Raw genomic sequence first — 15,619 nt, forward strand, 5'->3', positions numbered from 1 at the left:
GTCAGTCGTCCAACGTCAAGAGGAGTATTCGTGCTGCGCAGCCACGCCGCTGGTTCACTACGTGATCGCGACGCCGGCCAACAGGTGACGCTGGTCGGGTGGGTGGCTCGCCGCCGCGATCACGGTGGCGTCATCTTCATCGACCTGCGGGACGCGTCCGGCATCGCGCAGGTGGTCTTCCGCGCGGCAGACGTGCTGGAACAGGCGCACCGGTTGCGCGCCGAGTTCTGCGTCGCGGTGCAAGGCGTCGTCGAGATCCGCCCGGAAGGCAACGCCAACGCCGAGATTCCCACCGGCGATGTCGAATTGAACGTCACGTCGTTGACCGTGCTCGGCGAAAGTGCGCCGCTGCCATTCCAGTTGGACGAGCCGGCGGGCGAGGAGCTGCGGCTCAAGTACCGCTACCTCGACCTGCGCCGCGACGGACCTGCTGCGGCAATTCGGTTGCGTTCCAAGGTGAATGCCGCCGCTCGCGCGGTGCTGGCGCGTCACGACTTCGTCGAGATCGAGACGCCGACGATCACCCGTTCGACGCCGGAGGGTGCCCGCGACTTCCTGGTGCCGGCCCGGCTGCACCCCGGATCGTTCTACGCGCTGCCGCAAAGCCCGCAGCTGTTCAAACAGTTGCTGATGGTGGCCGGCATGGAGCGCTACTACCAGATCGCGCGCTGCTATCGCGACGAGGATTTCCGTGCCGACCGGCAACCGGAATTCACTCAGCTCGACATGGAGATGAGTTTCGTCGACGTCGAGGACATCATCGCGATCTCCGAGGAGATCCTGGGCGCGCTGTGGGCCCTGATCGGCTACCAGATCCCGACGCCGATTCCGCGCATCAGTTACGCCGAGGCCATGCGACGGTTCGGCTCCGACAAGCCGGACATGCGCTTCGGGCTGGAGCTTGTCGAGTGCACAGAGTTCTTCTCCGACACCACCTTCCGGGTGTTCCAGGCGCCGTACGTCGGTGCGCTGGTGATGCCCGGCGGGGCGTCGCAGCCGCGCCGGACGCTGGATGGCTGGCAGGAGTGGGCCAAACAGCGCGGGCACCGCGGGCTGGCCTACGTGCTGGTCGGCGAGGGGGGCGAGCTGAGCGGTCCGGTGGCCAAGAACCTGACCGATGCCGAACGCGACGGACTGGCCGGCCACGTCGGGGCCAGCCCGGGCGACTGCATCTTCTTCTCCGCCGGGCCGGCGAAGGCGTCGCGGGCCCTGCTGGGTGCGGCCCGCGGCGAGATCGCCCAGCGGCTCAACCTGATTGAGGCGGGAGCCTGGGCGTTCGTCTGGGTGGTCGACCCGCCGCTGTTCGAACCCGCCGAGGACGCGACCGCCGCCGGTGATGTCGCCGTCGGGTCCGGCGCCTGGACCGCGGTTCACCACGCGTTCACCTCGCCCAAGCCCGAGTTCGTGGGGGCCCTCGACACCGATCCCGGCGTGGTGCTCGCCGATGCCTACGACATCGTCTGCAACGGCAACGAGATCGGCGGCGGCTCGATCCGTATCCATCGCCGCGACGTCCAGGAGCGGGTTTTCGCGGTGATGGGTCTGGACCAGGCGGAAGCCGTGGAGAAGTTCGGATTCCTGTTGGAGGCGTTCACGTTTGGCGCGCCCCCGCACGGCGGTATCGCGTTCGGCTGGGACCGGATCAACGCACTGCTGTCCGGGGTGGACTCCATCCGCGAGGTGATTGCCTTCCCGAAGACGGGCGGCGGTGTCGACCCGCTGACCAATGCACCCGCGCCGATCACCGCACAGCAGCGCAAGGAATCCGGAATAGATGCCAAACCCAAACAGGTTGACTAGGCATGCGCGTCGACGACGATGCAGTGGGGGTACCTCCCGCTTGCGGGGGACGAAGCGATGAGGAGGAGCGGCGCTATGACTGAGGAACAGTTCCCCGACACCGAAACAGTCAAAGCATTCAACAACGCGATCACCGAAGAGTTCCGCGCTAACGGCGGCAAGGTCGGCGGCCAGTTCGAAGGCGCCGACCTCCTGCTGCTCACCACGACCGGCGCCAAATCCGGGCAGCAGCGGGTATCGCCGCTGGCGTACTTCACGATCGACGGCAGGCTGATCATCATGGGCTCGTTCGCCGGGTCGCCCAAGGATCCGGCCTGGGTGCACAACCTGCGGGCCAACCCGCGGGCGCACATCGACCTGGGCACCGATGCGTACGACGTCACCGCACACGAACTGCCGTCCGCGGAGCGCGAGCAGCTGTTCGACAAGGTGGTCGCCGTGGCGCCGGGCTTCGCCGAATATCAGTCGAAGACCAGCCGGGTCATTCCGCTGTTCGAGTTGCAGCGCAACTGACACAGCATTGCCGCACGCGCCGGCGCTGCGGTAAGCAGGCGAGATGAGCACTTCGCTGCTGACGCGGCCGTTCGCGGGTCGAGCCGTCGTCGGGGGTTTCAAACGGGTCCGCGGCGTGTGGTTCTACCTCGTGCAGACCTCGGTAGCGGCGGGTCTGTCGTGGTACATCGCGCACGACTTGCTGGCCCACCCGCAACCGTTCTTCGCCCCGATCGCCGCGGCGGTGTCATTGTCGACCAGCAACGTGCTGCGCGCGCAACGCGCGATCCAGATGATCGTCGGGGTGACCCTGGGTATCGGGACGGGGACCCTGGTGCAGGCGCTGTGCGGACCTGGCGCGGTACCCATCACGATCGCGGCGCTGGCCGCGCTGTTGGCCGCGGTCTTCATCGGTCAGGGCTATATCGGCCAGGGGATGATGTTCGCCAACCAGACCGTGGTGTCGTCGATTCTGGTACTCGCCCTCTATCGCAGCGGTGTCGGTTGGGAACGCATCTACGACGCGCTGATCGGTGGGGGGCTGGCGATCATCGTCGCCACCCTGCTGCTCCCGGCCGACCCGCTCGTCGTGCTGCGCAGCGCGCGCGTCGAGGTGCTGCGCACCCTGCACTCGGTGCTGGACCGCACCGCCGATCTGGCCCGCGGCCGTGACGTTGCCGCCCGGGACTGGCCGCTGCCGGCCGTCGACGGGGTGCACGAGCAGCTCGGCGGACTCATCCAGGCGCGGGCCACAGCTCGTCAGGTCGTGCGATTCGCGCCGCGGCGGTGGGGACTGCGCGGCGCCGTGCAGGCCGCGGATCACCAGGCCTTGCATCTGGCCCTGCTCGCCGTGTCGGTGCTGCAACTGGCGCGCGTGGTGGTCCCCGCCGTCGACGGCAGCTGCGCCCGGCTCCCGCAACCGGCGGCGGCGGTGCTCGACGATCTCGCGCGGGCGACGGCCCTCGCCGACTCCGATCCCACGACCGCGACCAGTCATGTCGACGCGGCCCGCCGGCATACGTCGACGCTGCTGGCGAACGCCCGGGAACGAAGCGATGTGGTGCTGGGCGACGTCGTCCAAGCGTGCGTCGACGACCTGCAGCGAGTGATCGACCTGGGCCAGCGGTAGGGGTGCTCAGATTGAGCCGGTCAAGTACTCCTGGACCAGCTTCTTGGGCGCGCGCGTCAGCCAGGCCTCAGTGATCAGCTCCTCGAGACCGCGGACGTCGATCTGCGCAAGCTTGACCAGCACCGCGGGATAGCCGTCGAAGTGCGGGGTGGTGAAGTAGATGTCCGGCTCCTCGGCGACCAGCGCGAGCTTGACGCCCTCGTCGGACACCCAGACGCCGAGGATGTCGCCCTCGGGTGCCTGGACGCCGTTGGCCGACAGCGCAGCGCGGTCGGACACGCGCAGCGGTCGCTCCCATGCCAGCAACTTCTTGCCGACCCTCCAGTCATGCGGCGACTGCTCGCAGGTGAGTGGCAGCTCACCCACGATCCGGGCGACGTCGTCCCAGGTGGCCACGCATCGATTGTGCTCCCGCTATGGTGCGCATGGAGCCGTATTGGCTATCGGTCGCAGATCCCAGGAGGTCGCTCGTTGGCTGCTGTAGCGCAACCCCCGGCCACCCGCCGTCATCGCATCACCCACCGCACCGAGTACCGCTACTCGGACGTCGTGACCAGTTCCTACGGTCGCGGCTTTCTCACCCCGCGCGACTCACAGCGCCAGCAGTGCGTGGCGCACCGGCTGACGATCGATCCGGCCCCTGCCGACAGTTCCACCAGCGTCGACTTCTACGGCAACATCAGCTCCTACTTCCACGTCACCGAGCCGCATTACACCCTGACGGTCACCAGCGACTCCATCGTCGACGTCTATCCGGCGCCCCCCGAGCGCTACAGCAACGGGCCGGCGATCCAACCGTGGGAGGCGGCCCGCCCGGCCGGGCGCCGAGGGGCGCTGGCGACCGAGTTCGCCCTGGACCTGAACCCGCCGGAGATCACCGACGAGGTCCGCGACTACGCGGCACCCAGCTTCGTGCCCGGACGCCCGCTGGTCGAGGTGCTGCGTGACCTCGCCTCGCGAATTTTCACCGACTTCACCTACCGGTCTGGCTCGACGACGATTTCCACCGGGGTCAATGAGGTTCTGGCGGCCCGGGAAGGGGTATGTCAAGACTTTGCGAGGTTGGCGATCGCCTGCCTGCGCGCCAACGGGTTGGCGGCCAGCTACGTGTCCGGTTATCTGGCCACCGACCCGCCCCCCGGAAAGGAACGAATGATCGGCATCGACGCCACCCACGCCTGGGCCGCGGTGTGGACCCCACAGGAGCCCGGCTTATTCGAATGGCTGGGCCTGGATCCCACCAACGACCAGATGGTCGACCAGCGCTACATCATCGTGGGGCGGGGCCGTGACTACGCGGACGTGCCGCCGCTGCGTGGCATCATCTACACCGACTCCGAGCGCAGCGTCATCGACGTTGCCGTCGACGTCGTGCCGTTCGAAGGCGACGAACTCTATGCGTGACTTCCACTGCCCCAACTGCGGCCAGCGCCTGACGTTCGAGAACTCCACCTGCCTGAATTGCAAAAGCGCGCTGGGGTTCTCCCTCGAGCAGATGGCGCTGTTGGTGATCGCCGAGGGCGATCGCAGCGAGCAGGCCGGCTTCGTGAATGCCGCCGACTATCAGCTGTGCGCCAATCTGCGGCTGGCCGAATGCAATTGGCTGGTCCCCGTCAATACCCCCCGGCTGCTGTGCGCGTCGTGTGTGCTCACCTCCGAACGGCCCAACGACGCCGACACGTCCGGCCTGGCGGAGTTCGCCGCGGCCGAGGCGGCCAAGCGCCGGCTGATCGTCGAGCTGCACGAACTGAAGCTGCCGATCATCGGCCGTGATGAGGATCCCGATTACGGGTTGGCCTTCCGGCTGCTGTCCAGTGCGCACGAACAGGTGCTGACCGGGCACGAGGACGGCGTCATCACGCTGGATCTGGCCGAGGGCGACGACGTGCACCGCGAGCAGCTGCGGGTCGAGATGGACGAGCCCTACCGAACCCTGCTCGGGCATTTCCGGCACGAAATCGGTCACTACTACTTCTACCGCTTGATCGATCCGAACAGCGATCACTTGGCCCGCTTCAACGAGCTATTCGGCGATCCGGACGCCGACTATCAGGAGGCGCTGGACCGGCACTACAGCCAGGGTGCCCCGGATGGCTGGCAGGAGACCTTCGTGTCGTCGTATGCGACCATGCACCCGGCCGAGGATTGGGCCGAGACGTTCGCGCACTATCTGCACATCCGCGACACGCTGGACACCTCGGCATGGTGCGGTCTGGCGTCGGCGTCGGCGACCTTCGACCGGCCGCCGTTGGGCCCCAGCGCTTTTCCCAACATCATCGAGATGTGGCTGCCGTTGTCGTGGTCGCTGAACATGGTCAACCGGTCGATGGGCCACGACGATTTGTATCCCTTCGTGCTGCCGGTCGCGGTGCTGAACAAGATGCAGTTCATCCACACGGTGATCGAAGATGTGACATCAGCGGCGAGCGGTCCGGCGGCGGCGATCGCCTAGTACGGCCGGCACCCCGTGAGGTGACAGGACCTACAGCCAGCTAGACACCGCGCAGGCGACGGATGCGGTCGGCGAAGACCCGCCGAGACACCGCGGCGTTCGGGGCCAGTATGTCGAAGACATGTGGGCACCCCGGGTGCACATGCACCTCGGTTGGGACACCGGCGCGAGCCAGGCGAAGGGCGTAAGCGACGTCCTCGTCGCGGAAGATGTCGAGATCGCCCACGTCGATGTAGGCGGGGGGCAGGAGCGCGAGATCGGTCGCCCGCGTCGGAGCAGCGTAGGCGTTCACAGCGTCGCTGCCGGAGTGTTCGCCCAGCAAGGCCTGCCACCCGGTGATGTTGTCCTCGTAGCTCCAGATCGCCGTCTGCGCCAATTCCGGGTCCGGCAGCTTCGTTCGGTCGTCGAGCATCGGGTAGATCAGCAGCTGCAGCGCGATCGGGGGACCGCCGCGGTCACGCGCGATCAAGCACACCGCGGCACCGAGCCCACCACCGGCGCTGTCTCCCATCACCGCCACCCGCGCCGGATCGACACCGAGTTCGTCGGCATGCGCTGCCAGCCAACACAGCGCCGCATAGCAGTCCTCGACCGGAACCGGGTGGGGGTATTCCGGGGCGACCCGATAGTCGACGAGCAACACCGGCACGTTGGACTCCGCGACGTAGCGCGCTGCCAACAAGCCGTAGAGGCCGCCGAATTCGCGCAATCCGACGATCATTCCGCCGCCGTGCAGGTACAGCACCGCGCTGCCGGGGGCCGGTGTTTGCGTCCCATAGAACCAGCTCAACGCCAGCGCGGCCCCGTCATCGGTGTCGAGTGTGTATCGGCGCACCTCTACCCCGGCGACGCCCGGCAGGGTGGGTACCAATTCGGCGAATACCTGGCGGGTGATCGCACGCCGTCCCATCACATCTCCGGCCGGTGGCGGTTCTGAAGCGGCCAGCAGCGCTGGCTGCGCGGTGATCGCGGCGAGTACCTCGGGGTCGATTTGTAGGGCCACTGCTTCGACTCGCTCTCCAGTGCGCTTATCCCCGAAGTGGCGGCCGCGCGCTGGTGGGGGGCGAATCGCTGGGCTGAGCCGTCAACTCGCAGCGTTGGACTTTCCCAACACGTTCTTAGAGCGGGGCCGGCAAATTAGGCTGACGCCATCATGCGGCACACGAAGACGTTGGCGCAACGCTCGGGTCGAGCGCCGGAAGCGGTGACCGGCCACAGCGGTCGGTTGCCAGAGACCCCGGCCTACGGCTCCTGGTTGCTCGGGCACGTCTCGGACAGTCAACTGCATCGACGCCGACGCACCCAAATTATCTTGGCCCTGCTCATCGTGGCGGCGAACCTGATCGGAATCGGCATCGCCCTGCTGTTGGTAACCGTCGGCGTCCGCACACCAAGCGTATTCGACGACGCACCGTTATGGATCACGGTCGTTGCCGTTCCGGCTTACTGCGTGCTGGCCATTGTCTTGGGCACCTATTGGATAACCCGCCGGAGCGTGCTCGCGCTGCGCTGGGCCATCGAGGAAGGCAAACCCAGTTCCGCCGACCAGCGCAACATTTTCCTGGCTCCATCGCGGGTGGCGATCGCCCACCTGATTCTCTGGGGAGTCGGGGCCGCGTTGTGTACGGGCCTCTACGGCCTGATCAACCGATTGTTCATTCCACGGTTCCTCTTTTCCGTGGGCGCTTCCGGCATCTTGGTTGCCACCGGGTGCTTCTTGGTGACGGAATTCGCGCTGCGGCCCCTGGCTGCGCAGGCACTCGCGGCGGGCCGGCCGCCCCGCCGGATAGCCGCGGGCATCATGGGCCGAATCATCATGGTGTGGCTGCTGGGTTCTGGCGTGCCCGTCGTCGGGATCGCTTTCATGACGATCGTCCAGACGTCGATGCGAAACCTCACCGAAACCCAGTTCGAGTTCAGAGTGCTGATCGTGTCGGTGGCGACGCTGGTCTTCGGTTTCGCCTTGATGTGGATCCTGGCCTGGACGACCGCAACGCCGGTGCGGGTGGTGTGCGCGGCGCTAGAGCGCGTCGAGCGTGGCAATCTGCGCGGCGACCTGGTGGTGTTCGACGGGACCGAACTCGGCGAACTACAAAGTGGTTTCAACACGATGGTCGCCGGCCTGCGGGAACGCGAACGCCTGCGCGACATTTTCGGCCGCCACGTGGGGCGCGAAGTCGCCGCGGCCGCCGAACGCGAGCGACCGCAGCTGGGCGGGGAGGAACGTCACGTCGCGGTCATATTCGTCGACATCATCGGGTCGACGCGGTTGGTGACCAGCCAACCTCCGGCCAAAGTGGTCGCATTGCTCAACCGGTTCTTCTCCATCATCGTCGAGGAAGTGGACCGCCATCGCGGGCTGGTCAACAAATTCGAGGGCGACGCGTCGCTGGCCATCTTCGGCGCCCCGAACCGCCTGGACTCGCCCGAGACCGAGGCGCTCGTCGCCGCGCGGACCATTGCCGACCGGCTGGCCGACGAACTACCCGAGTGTCGGGCGGGCATCGGTGTGGCGGCGGGCCAGGTTATCGCCGGCAATGTCGGCGCGCGAGAGCGGTTTGAATACACCGTGATCGGCGAGCCGGTCAACCAGGCGGCCCGATTGTGCGAACTGGCGAAAACCTATCCGCGCCGATTGCTCGCTTCGTCGGAAGCGCTGCGCGCGGCGAGCGAAACCGAATGCGCCCGTTGGTCTTTGGGTGAGACGGTGACACTTCGCGGATACGACCAGCCCACCCAGTTGGCCACGGCCCGGTGAGGCCGCTTCGAGGGCTGGTGGTCATGATTGCCCGCGCGAGAACACCACTGCGGTTGACGCGGCGCCGAACCGGGACGGGGGCCGCACGAACTGGATGCGCATCTGTGGGTCGGCTGCTCTGCCGAGGGCAATGAATGCGGAGCGGCTGTAGGACCGCAGCATGCTGATGGACCCGTCGTGCATCCAGGGGCCCGCTGACGGCAACGAGAACCGTACCGCCATCGGCGCCATCAACAGGATGTTCAGGATCAGTCCGAGCGGGGACCGACGTCCGATGTCGATGACCAGAAATCGCTTGCCGACCCGAGTGGCCTCGGCGATCGCCTTGCAGGCGGCACTCGGTGGCAGGTGGTGAAACGCCAGCGCGAACACGACGAGGTCGTAGCTGTCATCCGCGGCGGCAATCGCGGTGGCGTCGACCACCTCGGTGCGCACCCGCGGATGGGTGCCCAACTCGCCGGCAGAGATTTTCGCCACCGAGGTCGGGTCGAGATCGCTGATCGTTACCGTCGCCGTGGGGTGCAAGTCCAAGATCTTCGCGGACAACTGGCCGTGCCCGGCACCGATTTCCAGGATGCGCGGGTGGGCGATGTCGGCGACGGCGCTGAGCGCGATGCGGGCATTTTTCTCGTGCAGGCCGACGCAGGTGCCCATCCGGTCGAGAGCCGAGATCACTTTTTGCTTGACCTCATCGGAAACGTCGTCGCGGTCGGTGTACTCCAATGCCTGGGTCTGCAGCAGTCGATCGAGCCAGGAGGCATCCGGCCCGCCACGGGGCATCGTCGCGATCGCCTCGATCGGGGTAGCCAGTTTGTTCATCACAAGCTCCTTACATTCGTCGTGGTAGTCGAAGGCTAACAGACGAACTAGTTCGTTTGGCACGGGGTAGGGCTGTGAGAAGCACCACAGAGCTGCGCGGCGAAATCGCGGCGGCCGCCCGGGCCGGATGCGCCCAGGACGGGCTGGCCGGCGCCAGGATCGCGCGTGCGACTTAGGCCGGCATCTCTCGTCGTTGGTCGGGGCCCCACAGCGGCTGCATACCGCCGGGCAGGGTCAATTGTGTTTCGGTGATGACGCCGGCCAGGTCGCGCAGCTCGGTGTGGATTGTGGCGAGCAGGTCGGCCAGCTCTTCGCGGTGTCCGTTGACGGCCACCTCCAGCGCGGCGGGGTCCGAGCGGCGCAGCAGCGTGCTGATCTCCTCCACGGTCCGCTCCGGACGCGACGACCCCGACGCGCTGGGCAGGTCCTTGAGGTTGGCCCGTAGCCGCTCCAGCTGATAGAGCAGCGAGCGCGGGTTGTTCGCGTCGAACAGCATCAGTTCGGTCACCGCGGCGACGCTGACCTGACCGACGGTACGGCGCCGGTAGATGACCGACGATTCGCAGGCCACCAGGGTCGACTCGATGACGGTCTGCTCGGCATCCGCGCTGCGGACCGTCGTGAGCGTGGCGCCCAGCAACGCGGTCAGCCACAGGCCACGTTCGATCCGCTTGCCGATGTCCATCATCGACCAGCCCACGTCGCGCACCATCGACTCGTTGGCCACGCCCGACAGGGTCAGCATTCCGGCCAGGGTGCGTCCATGGGCCGACGCGAGCCGGGTGTCGGCTTCGGCCAGCGACTGCGGCGGCTCGGCCCGATGCGCAAGTCCGCGCTCCAGGGTGGCCAGCACCACCCAGGTGTCGTTGGACATCTGGTCGCGCACCGCCCTGGCGGCCAGCGCGAGCCCCTCCACGGACTGGATCAGAGATCCCGCCCGGTCCGGGTCGAAGGTCAACGCCCACAACGTCGACGGGACGATCGCGATCATCTCGGCGTGGTCGTTGTCGGCCCCGGTGTCGGTGCCGGTGATGCGGCCCAGGGCGGCCATCAGCACCGGCACGACCTCGCTTTCCTCGGTGTCCTGGTGGTGGCGATAGACATGGAAGCGGTCGCGGGCGGCCATCAGGAGGCGGGCCGTGCTCTCCGCACGTTCGCCATAGCGGCCGATCCAGAACAGGTCGGACAGCACGCGCGGCGAGCTGACTCCCCAGGTGCCCGCGGCGGTCTTGACCGGCTGCGCCTCGGTCGGCAGCGTGATGGTCTCCGCTCGCACCCGTTCGGTTGGACGAACCCAAACATCTTTAGCCGCGACAGTTTTCAGTTCATATGCCGCGGGACCCGGTGCTACCACGTAACCGACGCCGCCGATCATCGGGGCATAGCCGCCGCGCTGGGCGACCGTGAACAGCCGCATTCCCACCCCGGCTGACGACAACACGCCGGCGTGGTCGGTCGGCGCGGAGGAGAACTGGGGCAGCTCCTGGCCGGCCCACTGCCACGGCATGCTCTCGATCTGTGCCGCGAGTCCGGCCAGCTGAGTCGACGAAAGTGTCGGTCCGACAATGGTTTGTCCGCCGACTGTCGATTTGATCAACAGCGACGAGAGGTTGGCCAGCAGGTGCGAACGTTCCTTGTCGATGCCTCCCCAGTACACCGGCGCGGTGGTCAGCAGCGGGGCTTCGCCGAGCAGTCGCTCGGCCAGTTCGGGCAGAAAGCGCAGCAGCCCAGGGCTTTCCAGGATTCCGCTGCCCAGCGTGTTGACGACGGTCACGGTGCCGCGGCGTTGCGCCTCCACCAAGCCGACCACCCCGAGCCGGGAATCGGCGCGCAGATCCAGCGGGTCGGCGTAGAGCGCGTCGACGCGGCGCAGCACGACGTCGACCCGCTTCAGCGTCCCGAGCGAGCGCATCCAGAGCTTGCCGTCGCGGACCACCAAGTCGGCGCTTTCCACCAGCGGAAAACCCAGCAGCGTCGCGAGATACGCCTGGTCGAACGCGGTCTCGGAGTAGATGCCCGGGCTGAGCACCACCACCACCGGGTCTTGGGCGTCGTCGGGCGCGGAATCGATCAGCGCCAGCCGCAGCGCCTGCGCGAACGGCGTGTTGGGCCGCGGCGCGATCCGTTCGTAGAGATCGGGAATCGCGTGCGCCACCACGCGTCGGTCCGCCAGCGCATAACCGGCACCCGAGGGGGCCTGCGTCCAGTCCGCATTGACCTCGAAGGCGCCGCTGGGCAGCCGGCTCAGATCGCAGGCGTGCATGAACAGCTGGTGGTGGCCCGGTACTTCGATTCCGCTGGCCGCGCGCACGTATCCGGGGTGGGCGAACACCAGCTCCGGGGGCAGCATGCCGTCGGTGAGTAGGCTACGCGGCCCGTACAGGTCGGCGAGCACGGCATCGAGCAGCCGCGAGCGCTGCACCAGCCCGGCCTCCAGCACCTCCCAATCGGCCGCGGACACCACGATCGGCAGGGTGTCCAGACTCCATGGCCGGGGCTCCAGCGCACGGCCGTTGGTGGGATCGACTTCGGTGTAGGTGATCCCGTCGTTGTCGATCAGGTTGTGCACCACCGAGCGCAGCTGATTCAGCCCGGTCCGGCCGCGTTCGGCGACCGTGTCGGCCAGCTCGGTCCAGGCCGGGCGCACGTGTCCGTCTTCGCCGAGGAATTCGTCGTAGCCGGCTCCCAGTGAGCCGGTGGGGCGCAGCTCGAACAGTGCTTCCTGGGCGCGTGCGGTCCGGTACCCGGCCAGCAGTCGATCGGCGTCGTAATGATCGGCCGGAACCGCCGACGGTTCGAGTGCCATCTGGATCCCAGTTTCCGAATACGCCATTACTGCTGCACGGTACGCACGCGTCGCAGGTCGAGAATGCCCGGCGCGCCGATATCGGTGAATATCCGGGCCTGCTTCTCCCGGATGCCGGAGAGGTCCAATTTGCCCGGGGTGAAGCCGATCGCCTCGAACCGTCGGGCGCGGCGCGATTCGGCCGCAACGGCGTTGACGGGTGGCTCCTCGTAGGCCATGCCACCCGGATGCGAGACGTGATACGTGCAGCCGCCACGCGAGGTGCCCGACGTCAGATCGATCAGCTCGAACTGCAACGGCACGTCGGTGGTGATCGTCGGATGCAGCGCACTGGGCGGCTGCCACGCCTTGTACCGCACCCCGCCCACATGGATGTCGGGGTTGTCGGTGGCCAGCAACGGCACCGGATAGCCGTTGCAGGTCACCACGTAGCGGTGCCGGTCGGCGCCGATGATGCGGATCTGCAGCCGCTCGACCGACGAGTCGACGTAGCGGGCGGTGCCCGTCGCGGTGGCCTCCTCGCCGAGGGTGTTCCACGGCTCGATCGCCCCGCGCAGCTCGATCTCGACGCCGTCGAAGACGGCGGTGCCGATGCGCGGGAACCGGAACTCGGTGAACGGGTCCAGCCAGCTGGTCTCGAACGCGATGCCGTGCGCGCGCAGGTCGGCGGCGACGTCGGCGATGTCGTGGATCAAGAAGTGCGGCAACAGGTATCGCCCGTGCAGGTTAGTCCCGTGCCGGATCAGCGGGGCGCGTAGCGGCTCGTCCCAGAACCAGGCCACCAGCGAGCGCACCAACAGCGACTGCACCATCGCCATCCGCAGGTGCGGCGGCATCTCGAACCCGCGCAGCTCCAGCAGGCCGAGGCGGCCGCGGGGGCTGTCGGGGCTGTACAGCTTGTCGATGCAGAACTCGGCGCGGTGGGTGTTGCCGGTGACGTCGGTCAGCAGGTGTCGCAATGCGCGGTCGGTCACCCACGGTGGTGGCGGCCCATCCTTGGAAGACGAAGCGAGCCGAGCGATCTCGGCGAACGCGATCTCGAGCTCGTACAGCGCCTCGGTGCGGCCCTCGTCCACCCGCGGCGCCTGCGACGTGGTGCCGACGAACCGGCCGGCGAACAGGTAGGACAGCGACGGGTGTCGTTGCCAGTAGGTCAGCAGCGAGACCAGCAGGTCCGGGCGGCGCAGCAGCGGCGAGTCCGCCGGCGTCACGCCGCCGAGTGTGATGTGGTTGCCGCCTCCCGTGCCGCCGTGGCTGCCGTCCACGTCGAACGACTCCGTGGACAGTCGGGCCAATCGTGCTTGTTCGTAAAGGGTTTCGAGCTGCTGGCGCTGTTCGTCGAAACTGGCGGTGGGCGCGATGTTGACTTCGATCACGCCGGGGTCGGGCGTGATCGTCGTCGACTGCAGCCGCGGGTCCGGCGGCGGGCCATAGCCCTCGATGACGACCGGGCTGCGGGTTTTGGCGGCCGCGGCCTCGATGCGGGCGATGAGGTCGACGAAGTGCTCCAGCGCCTCGGTGGGCGGGACGAACACGTACAGCAGCCCGTCGCGGGCCTCGGCGACCATCGCGGTCGGCGGTGCGGTGTCCGGGTCTTCGACCGGCGCGCTGGTCGACTCCGCCGGCAAGGTGTCCGACACGGCGGTGGGATCGACGTCGTACGTCGGCCGCGGCGGCTTCCAGCTGATCGAATTCAGCGGCAGCCGCAGCCCCGCGGGCGAATCTCCCTCGAGCAGCACGACGCGGCCGCGGCGCAGCCGCCAGTTCGCGCTGGCCCAGCCCAGGTCGTCGTCGCGGCGGTGCAGTGGCAGCACGAATGCGGCTGGGGCCGTGGTGGTTTCGTCGAGGCGAGCCAGCAGTGCGGCGCGCGCCGCCGCGTCGTCGTCGGCGAGGTCGTCGCCGGGCCGCACCGCGTCGCCCTGCGGCAGGCGGACTTTGGCCGCCAGCCGGGCCAACGGGTCCTCGAAGGCGGGCCGCACCTGGGACAGCGGCAATCCCAGACCTTCGGCGACCTCGGCGAGGATCTTGTAGGCCGTTTCATTGTCCGCGGTCGAGCTCGTCGGCTGAGACGCCCAGGGGTCAGCCAACAGCGCGTCGTCGGTCCACAGTGGCAGCCCGTCGGTGCGCCAATACAGGCCAATCTGCCAGCGCGGCAACGGTTCTCCCGGATACCACCGACCCTGGCCGCGATGGACCAGCCCCTGCGGAGCCCACGCGGCTTTCAGCCGAGCGGCCAGCGCGGACGCGCGCTCTCGTTTGTGCGGACCGTCTGCGGCGGTCGTCCACTCCTCGTCCACCTGGTTGTCGACCGACACAAAGGTCGGTTCGCCGCCGACCGTCAGCCGGACGTCGGCGGCGGTAAGCCGTTCGTCGACACCGCGGCCGACCGCGCAGATGGTCGCCCACGCCTCCTCGGTGTAGGGCAGCGTGACGCGCGGATCCTCGTGGATGCGGGTGACGGTGTTGGAGAACTCCAGGGTGGTCTCACACGGGTCGGTGCTGCCGGTGATGGGAGCAGCGCTCGAGGGATGTGGAGTGGCCGCCAGCGGGATGTGGCCCTCACCGGCGAACAGCCCCGACGTGGGATCGAGCCCGATCCAGCCCGCGCCGGGGATATACACCTCGGTCCACGCGTGCAGGTCGGTGAAATCGGCCGCGGGCCCCGAGGGCCCGTCGAGGGCCTCCACGTCGGAGGCCAGCTGCACCAGATAGCCGGAGACGAACCGGGCGGCCAGGCCGAACTGGCGCAGGATCGACACCAGCAGCCATGCCGAATCGCGGCACGATCCGACGCCGGTGCGCAGCGTGAAATCCGGTGTCTGGACGCCGGGTTCCATCCGCAGGCTGTAGGCCACGTCGGCGTTGACCGCGTGGTTGAGCGCGACCAGGAAGTCGATGGTGCGGGTTCCGTCGGGCACTGAGAAGTTCTCCACCCAGGCCCGCGCCAGCTCACCGGGGCCGGACCCTTCGACGTCCTCGTCGACCGGGCGCAGATAGGGCTTGAGATCGTCGGCGAGCGCCTTGGGATAGATCAACCCCGAAGCGGGGGGCCATATTTCGGCCCAGTCCTCGATGAAGAAGTCGAACGGGTTGATCACCTTGAGGTCGGCGATCAGGCCGACGGTGATCGTCAACTGCCGCATGGGATTCGGAAACACAAGCCGGGCAAGGAAATTGCCGAGCGCGTCCTGCTGCCAGTTGATGAAGTGGTCGGCGGGCTCGATGCGTAACGAGTAGGCCTCGATGGGCGTGCGCGAGTGCGGAGCCGGGCGCAGCCGCACCACGTGCGGAAACACTGGAACCAGCCGGTCAAAGGTGTAGCTGGTGCGATGCTCCAGCGCAACTTTGATGCTCATAACCGCT

At 67.7% G+C, this 15,619-nt stretch carries 11 protein-coding genes and 1 pseudogene; 7 read left to right on the forward strand and 5 right to left on the reverse strand.

Features of this window, described 5'->3' with window-relative positions:
* The first annotated feature begins 30 nt into the window (after positions 1-30).
* From aspS to MJO58_RS10800, 4 genes and pseudogenes are all read left to right on the forward strand, one after another.
* Positions 31-1,800 (forward strand): aspartate--tRNA ligase, encoded by a 1,770-nt coding sequence (gene aspS / locus MJO58_RS10790; protein ID WP_239722815.1) that lies wholly within the window; start codon positions 31-33, stop codon positions 1,798-1,800.
* Positions 1,801-1,805: 5 nt separating this feature from the next.
* Positions 1,806-1,883 (forward strand): annotated as a pseudogene (locus tag MJO58_RS28925) (hypothetical protein); the annotation flags it as partial.
* On the forward strand, positions 1,876-2,313 hold the full coding sequence (locus tag MJO58_RS10795; protein ID WP_239722816.1) for a nitroreductase family deazaflavin-dependent oxidoreductase: 438 nt from the start codon (positions 1,876-1,878) through the stop codon (positions 2,311-2,313). The pseudogene MJO58_RS28925 and the gene MJO58_RS10795, both read left to right, overlap by 8 nt.
* A 43-nt stretch (positions 2,314-2,356) precedes the next feature.
* Entirely contained in the window at positions 2,357-3,421 is a 1,065-nt protein-coding gene (locus tag MJO58_RS10800) for an FUSC family protein (RefSeq protein WP_090601498.1), read from the forward strand.
* A 6-nt stretch (positions 3,422-3,427) separates the two neighbouring features.
* On the opposite strand, the gene MJO58_RS10805 is transcribed toward MJO58_RS10800, so the two are convergent.
* Entirely contained in the window at positions 3,428-3,817 is a 390-nt protein-coding gene (locus MJO58_RS10805) for an MmcQ/YjbR family DNA-binding protein (RefSeq protein WP_090608778.1), read from the reverse strand.
* A gap of 75 nt (positions 3,818-3,892) precedes the next feature.
* On the opposite strand from MJO58_RS10805, the gene MJO58_RS10810 reads away from it, so the two are divergent.
* Together MJO58_RS10810 and MJO58_RS10815 are read left to right on the forward strand one after the other, a co-directional pair.
* Entirely contained in the window at positions 3,893-4,825 is a 933-nt protein-coding gene (locus MJO58_RS10810) for a transglutaminase family protein (protein ID WP_239722817.1), read from the forward strand.
* Complete coding sequence (locus MJO58_RS10815; protein ID WP_090601500.1) at positions 4,818-5,873, forward strand: zinc-binding metallopeptidase family protein; 1,056 nt, start codon at positions 4,818-4,820, stop codon at positions 5,871-5,873. Before MJO58_RS10810 ends, MJO58_RS10815 begins: the two co-directional genes overlap by 8 nt.
* Positions 5,874-5,913: 40 nt before the next feature.
* On the opposite strand, the gene MJO58_RS10820 is transcribed toward MJO58_RS10815, so the two are convergent.
* Positions 5,914-6,876, reverse strand: coding sequence for an alpha/beta hydrolase (locus MJO58_RS10820; RefSeq protein WP_239722818.1), 963 nt, complete (start codon positions 6,874-6,876; stop codon positions 5,914-5,916).
* 150 nt (positions 6,877-7,026) lie between these two features.
* On the opposite strand from MJO58_RS10820, the gene MJO58_RS10825 reads away from it, so the two are divergent.
* Positions 7,027-8,631 carry an adenylate/guanylate cyclase domain-containing protein gene (locus tag MJO58_RS10825; RefSeq protein WP_239722819.1) on the forward strand — a complete coding sequence of 535 codons (1,605 nt, stop codon included), beginning with the start codon at positions 7,027-7,029 and terminating at the stop codon, positions 8,629-8,631.
* Between the two features lie 21 nt (positions 8,632-8,652).
* On the opposite strand, the gene MJO58_RS10830 is transcribed toward MJO58_RS10825, so the two are convergent.
* From MJO58_RS10830 to MJO58_RS10840, 3 genes are all read right to left on the reverse strand, one after another.
* Complete coding sequence (locus MJO58_RS10830; protein ID WP_239722820.1) at positions 8,653-9,450, reverse strand: class I SAM-dependent methyltransferase; 798 nt, start codon at positions 9,448-9,450, stop codon at positions 8,653-8,655.
* A gap of 172 nt (positions 9,451-9,622) precedes the next feature.
* Entirely contained in the window at positions 9,623-12,256 is a 2,634-nt protein-coding gene (locus MJO58_RS10835; protein WP_090608785.1) for a circularly permuted type 2 ATP-grasp protein, read from the reverse strand.
* Positions 12,257-12,282: 26 nt separating this feature from the next.
* Positions 12,283-15,612 (reverse strand): transglutaminase family protein, encoded by a 3,330-nt coding sequence (locus MJO58_RS10840; protein ID WP_239722821.1) that lies wholly within the window; start codon positions 15,610-15,612, stop codon positions 12,283-12,285.
* Positions 15,613-15,619: the final 7 nt, after the last annotated feature.

The organism is Mycobacterium lentiflavum (genome assembly GCF_022374895.2).
GTDB classification, from domain to species: domain Bacteria; phylum Actinomycetota; class Actinomycetes; order Mycobacteriales; family Mycobacteriaceae; genus Mycobacterium; species Mycobacterium lentiflavum.